The sequence below is a fragment of the uncultured Metabacillus sp. genome (assembly GCF_947503125.1).
Classification (GTDB): domain Bacteria; phylum Bacillota; class Bacilli; order Bacillales; family Bacillaceae; genus Metabacillus.
Map to the genome: position 1 here is coordinate 1 of NZ_CANNCR010000002.1, position 12559 is coordinate 12559.

8 protein-coding genes and 2 pseudogenes are annotated in these 12559 nt (G+C 35.6%); all 10 read left to right on the forward strand.

Annotated features, from left to right (window positions below; translation table 11 throughout):
- Nucleotides 1–384: 384 nt before the first annotated feature.
- Nucleotides 385–1911 (forward strand): extracellular solute-binding protein, encoded by a 1527-nt coding sequence (locus tag Q1B07_RS01665; RefSeq protein WP_299088545.1) that lies wholly within the window; start codon nt 385–387, stop codon nt 1909–1911.
- 127 nt (nt 1912–2038) lie between these two features.
- Nucleotides 2039–2968 carry a sugar ABC transporter permease gene (locus Q1B07_RS01670; protein WP_299088579.1) on the forward strand — a complete coding sequence of 310 codons (930 nt, stop codon included), beginning with the start codon at nt 2039–2041 and terminating at the stop codon, nt 2966–2968.
- A gap of 31 nt (nt 2969–2999) precedes the next feature.
- Nucleotides 3000–3890, forward strand: a complete 891-nt coding sequence (locus Q1B07_RS01675; protein ID WP_299088544.1) for a carbohydrate ABC transporter permease — start codon at nt 3000–3002, stop codon at nt 3888–3890.
- Between the two features lie 187 nt (nt 3891–4077).
- The gene (locus tag Q1B07_RS01680) at nt 4078–6402 is read left to right on the forward strand and encodes an AraC family transcriptional regulator (RefSeq protein WP_299088543.1); all 2325 of its coding nucleotides are present in this window, start codon (nt 4078–4080) and stop codon (nt 6400–6402) included.
- A gap of 91 nt (nt 6403–6493) precedes the next feature.
- Complete coding sequence (locus Q1B07_RS01685; RefSeq protein ID WP_299088542.1) at nt 6494–7306, forward strand: polysaccharide deacetylase family protein; 813 nt, start codon at nt 6494–6496, stop codon at nt 7304–7306.
- 33 nt (nt 7307–7339) lie between these two features.
- The gene (locus tag Q1B07_RS01690) at nt 7340–7975 is read left to right on the forward strand and encodes a YesL family protein (protein WP_299088541.1); all 636 of its coding nucleotides are present in this window, start codon (nt 7340–7342) and stop codon (nt 7973–7975) included.
- A gap of 162 nt (nt 7976–8137) precedes the next feature.
- Nucleotides 8138–8884: pseudogene (locus tag Q1B07_RS01695) on the forward strand (hypothetical protein); the annotation flags it as partial.
- A gap of 111 nt (nt 8885–8995) precedes the next feature.
- Nucleotides 8996–10093, forward strand: a pseudogene (locus tag Q1B07_RS01700) (GDSL-type esterase/lipase family protein); the annotation flags it as partial.
- Nucleotides 10094–10309: 216 nt separating this feature from the next.
- The gene (locus Q1B07_RS01705) at nt 10310–11944 is read left to right on the forward strand and encodes a PAS domain-containing sensor histidine kinase (protein ID WP_299088540.1); all 1635 of its coding nucleotides are present in this window, start codon (nt 10310–10312) and stop codon (nt 11942–11944) included.
- A 149-nt stretch (nt 11945–12093) separates the two neighbouring features.
- A complete protein-coding gene (locus Q1B07_RS01710) occupies nt 12094–12504 on the forward strand; it encodes a hypothetical protein (protein ID WP_299088537.1) in 411 nt (136 codons plus the stop codon).
- The last annotated feature ends 55 nt before the right edge of the window (nt 12505–12559 follow it).

Genomic DNA, 12559 nt, shown 5'->3' on the forward strand with positions numbered 1-12559 from the left:
TGGCAAGTTTTTTGCATTTAAAGCCCTTAAATTCAAAGATTATTAACTTTTTTAATATAAAAGTTTTTACAATACGATGATAAATAGCGGGGTATATCTATTAAAGATCCAATAATTAAGTATGGTATGTCCAATTTCACAAGAAGAACAGTGGTTATATATACTATTCATTTACCATAAAAGCGTTTACAAAAAAGTGTTATCTAGTCAAAAAAGTTGAAATTCACACTGCAAATTCAGTATTACCAATGGTTTTTTAGAAGGCAAAAAATGATAATTGTTAGAAAAATCGATTTGAATTATGGTAAAGACAGAGATCATCCCGCTCACAGCAGTGACGTTTGATTCCCAATAAAAATTTTAATACAGGGGGCTGAATTTTAAATGGGAAAAAGTAAAAAAGAAATAAGAAAGAGAATTGTCCTTCCATTACTTTCAACAATGTTGATTTCATCATCATTAGTTGCATGCAGCGATGCAGAAACATCTAGTAAAGAATCCGGAAAAAGCGAATCAGATAATACGATATCAATTATGACGACGGCTTATACGCCAGAACCTCCTAGTGAAGATAGTCCAGTATTTAAAGAGCTTGAAAAATTTATGGAAACGGATATTAAAGTGAATTGGGTTCTTAATAGCTCGTATTCAGACAAATTAAATATTACACTAGCATCTGGTGATCTACCGGATATTATGATGATTCCTTCAAAATTACCTAGTTTCATAAGTGCGGTTAAAGACGGTGCTTTTTGGGAGCTTGGACCTTACCTAAAGGATTATCCTAATCTAAGTCAAGCAAATGAAATTACGTTAAATAATAGCTCCATAGGCGGTAAGATTTATGGAATCTATCGCAGTCGTCCTTTGGGAAGAAACGGGATAACATTTAGAAAAGATTGGTTAGAAAATGTCGGGTTGCAAACACCGAAAACAATTGATGATTTTTACAACGTTTTGAAAGCGTTCACAGAAAAAGACCCAGATGGAAATGGAAAAGATGATACCTATGGAATGGTTGTTTCAAAATACACAGGTCCGTGGGATATTATGCAAACATGGTTTGGAGCTCCAAATAAGTGGGGCGAGGATGAAGAAGGAAACTTGCAGCCTGATTTTATGACAGAAGAATATTTTAATGCACTAAAATTCTTTAAAAAACTTTATGATGAGGGATTAATTAATGAAGATTTTGCGGTCATGGATCCGCAAAAATGGGGTGACCCGCTACTGAATGGACAAGCAGGTGTTATTGTCGATGTAGTCGACCGTGCTCATCGTGCTGAAGAAGACATGCTGGCTGCAAACCCTAATTTAAAAGAGCCAATCGATGTAATAGGTGCAGTGGAAGGGCCGACTGGTCTGCATAACCTGCCTACCTCTGGATATTCTGGTATGCTTGCCATTCCTAAATCCAGCGTAAAAACAGAAGAAGAGCTGAAAAAAGTTTTAGCGTTTATTGATAAGTTAAGTGAAGAGGAGGCTCAAACTTTAGCCTACAATGGCTTAGAAGGACGTCATTATGAAATGAAAGATGGCAATTTAGTCAACCTTACGAAAAATAATGAAGCTCTTATTAATGAGTTCACAGACCTTAACCAATTCCAGACTGGAATACCAGAGAACCGGTTTATTCAAGAAGAACAAACACCGTTATTATTAAAGGAAGAACAAGTTAAAAAAGAAAATGAAGAAATCGTTGTTCCAAACCCTGCTGAAGCCCTAGTTTCTGAGGTTTATGCTCAAAAAGGTCAGCAATTAGACAATATTATTAATGATGCACGAATTAAATTTATCGTCGGTCAGATTGATGAAACAGGCTTTAAGGATGCTATCAAATTATGGCGCAGTACTGGTGGAGAAGATTATATTGAAGAAATCAATAAATTATACAAAGAGGCAAACAAATAATTCGAAAAGTCAGGAGGTGCATAGCTCACCTCCTAACTTTTAATCGTACATCATAGGAAGGAAGGGAGAGACAGTGGCATTTCTTAAAACACAAAATGTCAACCAAGAGTACAATCACTCAGCAAATATAGTCAGTGAGAAACAAACGACAACGATTACAAAGCTGCAGAGATTAAAGAGAGATCGATGGTTATATCTCTTATTAATTCCAGGAATTCTCTATTTTTTGATCTTTAAATATGTGCCAATGTGGGGAGTTGTCATTGCTTTCCAAGATTATTCGCCATTCAAAGGTGTGGTTGGCAGTGAATGGGTAGGTTTTGAAAATTTTAAAGACTTTTTCCAAAACCCCGATTTTTTTAGATTATTACGAAATACATTCATTTTAGCGGCATTAGACCTGGTCTTCTTTTTTCCCGCACCAATCATCCTTTCACTTCTTTTAAACGAATTACGGATTAATTCTTATAAAAGAACGATTCAAACCTTTATATACGTGCCCCATTTCATGTCATGGGTAATCGTTGCAAGTATCACGTATATTTTCTTTACAACAAGCGGTGGGGTGATGAATGAAATTGTTTCTTATTTTTATGGAAAGGAAATCAACTTTTTATCATCACCTGAGTGGTTTCGCCCGCTCATAATGGGACAAATTATTTGGAAAGAAACAGGCTGGGGCACGGTTATTTTCTTAGCCGCTCTAGCAACTGTTGATCAAGAACAGTATGAAGCAGCAATCGTAGACGGAGCAGGTCGTTTCCGAAGATTGTGGCATGTTACGCTGCCAGCTGTAAGAAGTACAATTATCGTTTTACTCATTTTGCGGCTTGGAAACTTCCTGGATACAGGCTTTCAACAAATTTTCTTAATGTCGAATTCATTAAACCGCAGTGTGGCAGATGTATTTGATACCTATGTCTACTTTGTAGGGATTACACAAGGTGCATATAGTTATAGTACAGCAGTGGGCTTGTTTAAATCAGTCGTCGGCATCATTCTTGTTTTAGGTGCGAACAAGCTGGCGAAGAAAATGGGACAAGACGGGATCTTTTAATTGGTTTTAATTTTAGAGGAGGTGTTTGCAAATGGCAATGCCAAAAATGCACAATACTCCAGCAGGTCGAGTATTTGATGTATTCAACTTTATTTTTTTAGGAATCATCGGATTGCTGATGGTTTGTCCATTCCTATATGTGATTGCTGGATCATTTGCTACAGAAGCAGAGTTAACGAGAAGAAGCTTTTTTATCATTCCAGAAACATTTTCACTGGAATCCTATAAATATATTTTTTCAACAGCTACATTTACCCGAAGCATATTAGTATCCATTGGTGTAACAGTTGTCGGAACACTTGTATGTCTCTTTTTTACCTTTACGATGGCTTATCCGCTATCTAGAAAACATTTAATGGGACGCAGTACCATAATGAATCTCATTGTATTTTCAATGTTATTTAGCGGAGGAATGATTCCTACTTATCTAGTTGTGAAATCATTAGGATTATTGGATTCTTATTGGGCTTTGATTTTGCCTGCAGCGATTAATCCATTTAATTTAATTATTGTAAAAACGTTCTTTCAAAATATCCCTGCAGAATTAGAGGAGTCAGCTAAAATTGATGGCTGTACGGAGTTTGGGATCTTCTGGAGAATTATGCTCCCGCTGTCAAAACCTGTGCTTGCAACCTTTACACTCTTTTATGCGGTCGCGATTTGGAATGATTTCTTTAGTGCATTATTATACATCAATGACAATACGAAATGGCCAGTTCAAGTATTGCTTCAGCAAATCATTCTCCTTTCCCAATCGATGTTGAGCGATCCAGCCTCAATGGGTGCAGAATATGTTGAACCACCAGAGCAATCATTGAAACTTGCCGTCGTTGTCGTAGCAACATTACCGATTTTAATCGTCTATCCTTTCCTCCAAAAGCATTTTGCCAAAGGCATGTTATTAGGTTCAGTAAAAGGTTAGTTTTATAGAAGGGCAATTTATTGAATAAAACAGTAAATTGTCCTTTTTACATGAAAAAGAAATTAGTTTTTGCCGATTTTCATAAACCGCTTTCTTTTATTGTTTGAATTATGCAATAATAGAAGTGATAATTTTTGTTTTATGTTTGAATAGGGGGGATTTTATTGGGATAAAGAATAAAGGCATTATGTTAAAAAAAGTGAATTGGAACGGAAATCATTTTCGGAAAAATTTTATTCTCATTTTGCTTATAGCCAGTATTCCAGGGTTAATTACGGGAATTCTTATTTACTGGCTTGCTGTTGGCGCTGTTGAGGACGAACTACGTAAACTTCATGAGGAGCAAATTGAGCAAAGGGCAAAAAATATTGATGAACAATTCAGGAATTTGGAATATTCCGCATCACGATGGGCGATTGAACCTCGCTTTGGTGAATCATTAAGAAGTATGGATTTTGTTAAACACTTTACAGAGTCATATGATCTTTCAAAAACACTTGTGCGTTTACAAGAAACACATCCTCTTATTAAAAATGTTGCCCTTTATATAGAGGGAGATAAGAATGTCTTGTTTAATACGGAGTATCATTCTTTAAACAAACAGGAAGTCAGTCTTTTTCACAAAACATTAGAGGGGAAAAGTCTTTACTGGGGGCCTTATCCTGGAAAAAGCCGAAATGGATCAAGTCTAGCTCTTATTCATACCATACCTGCAGGTAGTAAACATCCATTTGGCTCTATTATTATCTCTCTTAATCAAAATCATGCACTTGAAATTTTGAAAACGCTGACACCATACGGGAAAGGCGCAACATTCATTTTGAATCAGGATAATCAGTTGATATTGTCGGCAAACAATACAAATGATGAATCTTTTGTAAACGCTTTAAAAAATAAGGTTGCTAAACTGGATGTGGGTAAGGAATCATTTCAATTTACCTTTGATCATCAAATCTATTCTGTTTCTGTCGGTCAATTATCAAGAGTTGATTCTAATTGGACATATGTATCAGCCGCACCAATGTCGTCCATTACAGCACCTCTTGTTATTGTTTCAAGAATCATATTAGTGATTAGCGCATCCGCTCTTATTTTAGCTATTATTATGTCATTGTTTGCATCCTATCGGATTTATTCACCTATTAGAAAGTTAATGGGTAAATTGATGAACGAATCTACTGAAAAATGGAAGCCGACTGGTACAGATGAATTCTTGCTGATTGAGCAACAATGGGAAGAATTATCACAAAAAAGCAATTTATTACAACACCGTCTTTCCGAACAGGTAACAGAAATTAAGAATAGTTTCGTGCTTCAGCTTGTACAAGGGTATTTTTTTCATTATAAAGAAGAAGATTTAGCAAAAAGGATGAAAGGATATGGTTGGATCATTGAAAACCATCATTATATTGCAATTGATGTGAATCTGACAGGTCTATTAGATTCAAAAGACCGTTTTTCAAATAATGATGAAAGTCTTGTAACCTTCTTAACCGCAAATATAATGGAGGAAATCGCCAATGAGATGTTTACACAATACAATGTGATGAAATTCTCAGATTTATCTGTTGGTGTTTTAATTCTGTATCCATCAGGCTCTTCAATAAGGGAGGATATTCTTCAATTTGCGAGTAAAGTAACGGATGCTGTTAATGACATTATCAACCTGCAGGTTCTTGTCACCATTAGCGAACCGACAAATAAAATCAAGGAAATCCATCATATTTTTGAAGAAATGGATAAGTGGAAACGTCTTCGAATCTTTGAAAATAAAAATCAAATCATTGATATCCAGGAGATTGGATCATTGAATGATATCAATAGTTTCCGTTATCCTTTTACGGTTGAAAAGGAAATTATTCAAGCAATCAGAATGGGGCAAATAGATGGAATTGAGATGTTAGTTCATCAGTTTTTAGAGGAAATAGCAGAAAAAAATGGGATGAATGAGGTGAATATTCAACAGGGTGTAAGGCAATTGTACAGCAGTATCCAGCATGAAATTTTGCATGCAGGTATCCATCCGCATGATTTGTTTAACGGCAAAGATATGTTTGAAGAGCTTTCCCAGATCCACACAATCGAAAGGTTTACAAAATGGTTTATTAACTCGATTATTCTGCCATTTAACCAAAGACTTGAAGGCAGGATGAATATGGAATTAAAGCGAATCGTTGAAAAAGTGGTTTGTATGATTCAGGAAAATTATATGAACGATATTTCGTTAGATAGCTGTGCAGAAGAAGCAGGAACGAACCCTTACTCGCTCAGCAAAGCATTTAAACAAATTGTAGGAATAAATTTCATTGATTATTTAACAGAATTACGAATCCAAAAAGCGAAGGAACTTCTTTTGCATTCAACGATGAAGATAAATGATATTGCTGAAAGCGTAGGATATCGCCACAGCTATTTTAATCGAATCTTTAAGAAACAAATGGGCATACCGCCAAGCCAATATCGGAAATTGCATCAAGATCGTGATTTAGTGGATATTGAAAAGGATGGATAATTTTAATTGCCATCGAGCTAATGGTTCTGATGAAGGCAGCTTATCATAAATTTCACGTACATGAGGCGATAAAAAAGGAGAGATTGATAGAATGCCAAAAGTAATGTTAGCGTTTCCTGAAGGTAAACATAAAGTTGTAACATTAAGCTATGATGATGGAAAAGCAGCTGATAGGAGATTAGTAGACATCTTCAATCAGTATGGAATAAAAGGAACATTCCATATTAATTCCGGGCTATTAGGTGTTGGAGATCGCATCTCACTCGAGGAAATAAAAGAGCTGTATGACGGACATGAAGTCTCTGCCCACACAGTCACACATCCAACCATTGCGAGGTCGCCAAAAGAACAGCTGGTTGAAGAAATAATCGAAGATCGTAAAGGGTTAGAAAGAATAGTAGGATATCCCGTTAGAGGAATGTCCTACCCAAATGGTTCATATAATCGTCAAATTAAAGAGATACTTCCATTTCTAGGAATAGAGTATGGAAGAACGGTTCATTCCACTGGCGATTTTTCAATCCCTCATGATTTTTATGAATGGAAGCCAACATGCCATCATAATAAAGATTTAATGAAGCTTACTGAAACCTTTATCAACCTTCATAAACAGCAATATCTATATATGTTGTATGTATGGGGACATAGTTATGAGTTTGATCTTGACCAAAATTGGGAGCTTATCGAACGTTTTTGCCAAGTGGTTGGTAATAGAGAGGATATATGGTATGCAACAAATATTGAAATTGTGGATTATCTGAAGGCATTTCAAAACCTGAAATTTTCTGCAGACAGCCACTTTGTTTATAATCCTCATGCATTACCTGTCTGGCTAAATGTTGATGATAACATTATTATGGTGCCTGGCGGGTGTCAAGTGTCATTAGTGATTGATAAGAAGTAATTGGAACGATAAAAGGTTAAGGAGGAGATAGGAATGCAAATGAATGGGCTAGCAGGAGGCTTTTATAAAATATCCGAATGGATTATGAAACTTGCATATGTAAATTTATTATGGCTGTTATTTTCACTTGTTGGGTTAATCGTATTTGGATTTTTCCCTGCATCCGCGGCAATGCTTGCAGTTATTCGAAAGCTGATTATAGGAGATACGGATATTCCTGTGTTTAAAACATTTTTTACCACATATAAGAAAGAATTTGTAAAAAGTAATATGATCGGGATCTTGATGTTTGTTGTTGGATATATTTTATATTTTGACCTTACGATTGTGAGGGAAGCATCAGGAGTGATTAGGCTGCTGTACTTTCCATTATTAATGATCTTTTTAGGGTATGTGTTAACCTCTTTTTATGTTTTTCCAGTTTTTGTTCATTATGAAACGAAGATATTTCATGTACTCAAAAATTCGTTTCTAATTATGATTTTACACCCCTTATCAACGATCATGATGGTGGTAGGAGCGATTGCCATTTATTTTTTAATGATCACTATACCAGGATTAATTCCAATCTTTTGCGGAAGCCTCTTCGCATTTGTAATCATGTGGTCTTCACTTCTTGCTTTTTCAAAAATTGAAAAAAAGCAAGAAGCGATCGCTCTCCAAAAGTAGTCATAAAGGCTGTCTCAAATCTAAAGAGACAGCCTTTTTTCCCCTCAACAAAAGATTCTCGGTTTACAAAAAAGTGCAAATTGATAAGAAAACGGTTATGCAAAAAAGTGAGCTTGTTTGTAAGACAGCATTCAGTTAAGTTAAAAAGGAATCTTTCATTTAATAACTGAATCGATGCCGTCATCAACGAACTTTGCAATTTGGTGGGATGGCGACTTATCAAGAGAGCTCCTAGACCATCATTGGGATGCAACGAAAGGCTATGGAACAGGAAAAATTGATAAATGGGATTATGAAACGAACACGACTATTAATCTATTAACAGCAGAAGACACAGCCTCTAATAACTCGACGAAAGGAAATCCAAGCTTGCAGGCAGATCTAGTTGGCGACTGGCGTGAAGAAGCAATCTGGAGATCAGCAGATAGCAGTGAGCTTCGTATTTTTACGACAACAGATGTAACGGATAAACGCATCTATACACTAATGCATGACCGGGTGTATCGATTAGGTGTTGCTTGGCAAAATGTCGCTTATAATCAACCGCCACATACAAGCTTCTATCTCGGTAATAACATGGCTAAACCAGTCTTTCCAGATATGTATGTCGTTGCAAACGCAAGTATTAAGATGTCACCACATGTTATTCATGTAAAAAATAATGGCGGTGAATACCGTGTAACAGGGAAAGTGACACTACCTTTTAAACAAAGACTTTCAGGAGTACAAATGAAGGTTAATGGAAAGCAGATAGCGGGAGAGGTTCAAGGAAACATTGTTAAGTTTGAACAACAAGATATTTTAAACATACTTGATGGCGAGTTGGGCGAAATTGAAGTAACTGTCTCAGGTACATTAGAAAATGGGTATTGCTTCTCAGGTCAAGATACAATGACATTCATAAAATAGGAGACTTTTGTGAGGGAGGAACAAGCGGTGAAAAAGGGACGAGGTTGGAAACTATTTTGTTCAGTTCTTTTGTTGATTGTCTTTGCACTGAGTATTTCGGCACCTCCTCAAGTACAAGCATCACAAGCTGAACCAAAGAAATATCAATTTGACTTTGGTGATGGCCCTGTTGAAAAGGGATATACAGGAGTTAGCGCAACAGATCGTTATAATGAGAAACAGGGATATGGATTTAATACACCTAAAAACATGCAAAATGTTGACGCGAGTGGGATAGGAGTAGCTAGTGATGCAGTTGAATTTTTAACGTTTGGCACGAAAAGTACGAACACGTTTAATGTCGATCTGCCAAATGGGCTTTACGAGGTAACTGTAACTCTTGGAAATACTGCAAGAGCAAGTGTAGCGGCTGAAGGTGTCTTTCAAGTTATCAATATGACCGGAAACGGGGCAACAGATACATTCCAAATTCCTATTACCGATCATCAATTAAACCTGCTTGTGACAGAAGGGAAAGTTGGAACAAAGTTTACTCTCAGTGCCCTGAAAATCAAAAAACTATCAAAACATCCTATTCCCAATCCTACTATTTATATAGGGGGAGATTCAACTGTTTGCAACTACTACCCTTTAGTAAACAGTGTTCAAGCTGGATGGGGTCAGCTATTGCCTGAATTTGTTGATACTCAAAACTACCAGGTTAGGAATATGGCATCAGGTGGTCAAATTGCCAGAGGCTTTCGAGATGATGGTCAACTAGAAGCTATTTTGAAGTATATTAAACCAGGTGATTATTTTCTTTTGCAATTAGGAATTAATGACACAAATCCAAAGAACAATACAACCGAAGCAGAGTTTAAAGAGATTATGCGGGACATGGTTAGACAGGTTAAGGAAACAGGAGCAACGGTTGTTTTATCAACACCACAGGGAAGAGCGACTGATTTTAACGCGGAAAATATTCACAACTCAGAAAATAGATGGTATAGACATTCCATTCTTGCATTAGCTAAGGAGGAAGGTGTTCCATTGGTCGATCTAAATGTCCTAAGTTCCCAATACTTTACATCAATTGGGCCTGAAGCGACAAAAAGTCTTTATATGACGGGTGACAGCTTACACCCTAACCGTGAAGGAGCAAGACAGCTTGCTCAAATTGTCGCCGAAGATTTAAAAAGACAAGGTTATAACGCTTTTATCGTTGATTAAGGATAATTAGAAAATAAATAAAAGAAGAGGCTTTCTCTAAAGGGTCCGTTTCCTCCAACATATATCTAAATATTTGTTAGAGGGGACTGACCCTTTTATTGTTAGTCGCTTTTTTCTTGTAATTTCTTCGGAAAAAATTTCTGTTTAAATAGTAATGTAATCCGAGAATAACTATAGTAAAATAGTCATTAATCGTCAATATTCAAGGAGAGTATTATGGCTAATAAAATAAAATGGCTATTGGTATATATCGTATTCAGCTTTATATGGATTATTGTGACGGATAATTTAATTGTTTTTATTAATATTCCTACTGACATTCATTTAATTTTTCAAAATATGAAAGGGATCCTATTTGTCATCTTTACAAGTATCTTTTTCTATTATTTAATCCTGAAAAAAGAGGCCTATGAAAAAGAAAAGGAAGAAAAGAATAAGTTACACATCTTAATCAATTGCATGGTTGATTTTGTTAATTTTAAAGATGGTGAAGGAAGATGGACAAAGGCAAATGAGTTTGCGTTAAAGCTGTTTAATATTGAACATGTTGATTATAAGGGAAAAAAAGATTCAGATCTAGCTAAATATAGCGAATTTTTTCGTGATGCGTTAAGATATTGTGAAATATCTGATGAAGAAGCTTGGTTAAAAGGTGAGGTTAGCCGTTGTATCGAAGAAATCAAGATGCCTGATGGAACAATGAAAACGTTTGATACAATCAAGATTCCAATATTTGATGATGAAACCGGATCTAGAAAAGAGCTTGTCGTTATGGGACGAGATGTAACAGATAGAATTGCGGCTGAAAGAAAACTTGCTGAGAGTGAACAAAGATATAAGTCATTATTTGAATTTAACCCAGCATTAGTGTATATGATTGACTTAAAAGGTAGGCTAACAAATGTCAATGATCATTTTTTTAAATACACAGGATATGAAAAGGATGCTTATTTACAAAAATCAATCCTATCCCTAATCGCTGATCATGACCGTTCACGGGTTCATGAAGCTTATCTAAATGTGATAAGGGAAAATAAACCTTGGATCAATGAAGAAATAGAAATGGTCTCCAAAGACAAATTAAAGAAAATGTTGCGTTGTACGGCTGTTCCGATGATCATTAATGATGAGACAGTTGGAGTAATTGGCTATGCGGTCGATATTACGAAAGAAAAAGAAACAGAGGAGCTTCTTCTAAAAACAGAAAAACTATCAGTAATAGGTGAATTGGCTGCAAGTGTTGCCCATGAAATTAGAAATCCATTAACATCATTAAAAGGATTTGTACAAATTCTGCAAACATCCAGCAAAGAGAATCAGATGTATTATAACATTATGCTTGATGAACTAGAGAGAATTAATATTATAGCAAGTGAGCTCTTGGTTTTAGCCAAGCCCCAACAAATACAATTTCAGAAGCGTAATATTAATGAACTATTAACGAATGTCAAATCATTATTAGAATCTGAGGCAAATTTATACGGTGCTGAGCTAGAAGTCATAACCAACGAACAGCTGCCGCTTATTGATTGTGAACCAAATCAACTAAAACAACTATTTATCAATATTATTAAAAATTCAATTGAAGCCTCTTCAAATAAAATTATAGTGAATGTTGAAAGATTTGATAAAGAACATATTTGCATTCGGTTTACAGATAATGGGTGTGGGATAGATCAAGAAAGATTAAAACATCTTGGTGAGCCTTTTTATTCGATGAAAGAAAAAGGTACAGGCTTAGGATTAACGGTTAGTTATCGAATTGTTGAATTTCATAAAGGAAAGATTGATTTTAAAAGTAAAGTGAATGAAGGAACAACCGTTAGTCTTTTCCTGCCTATAAAAAAATAAAAAAGCTGTCTCAAATAAAGGGCTCCAACTCCCTGTTATGAGACAGTTTTTATTTTTAGGATAATCCTAGGGGTAAAAAGACAAACACCATTAGACGCATCAGTCGTATAGTATATAAGTGGTAACTTACGTAAAGGAGCTGCTTAAACGTGTATCCATATCATTGTCAACCTATGTATCACCCTGTATATCATGTATATGGTTATCCTGTTAGCCAATTCAATATGTCTTCGTTAACTACCAATTATCAATATGTAAGTAGACAATATCCTGATGTTGATCCTACATTATTTGAGCAATCAGCGAAATCAATGCAAAAATTAATAAGAGAAGCAAGTTTGGTTTTAGATAAATTTGCCCAGTCAAAGCCATTTGCTCAAAAGATTATGTATGCAGCTCAGCAATCAAATAAAAAGGAAGTTGAACGATTGATTAAGTCAACAGGGATAAAATCCAAGGTGGAGACCTCATTTAACCCAGATGGCATTAATCTTAAACTTTCTTCACAGGTTGGGGGCGCAGATTGCTGTCATCTAACAATTGCTCTTAGATGGATGTAAGAAAAAACGCTACTAAATTGATTACTGAGCTAGTAATATCTCATATTTTTTAATG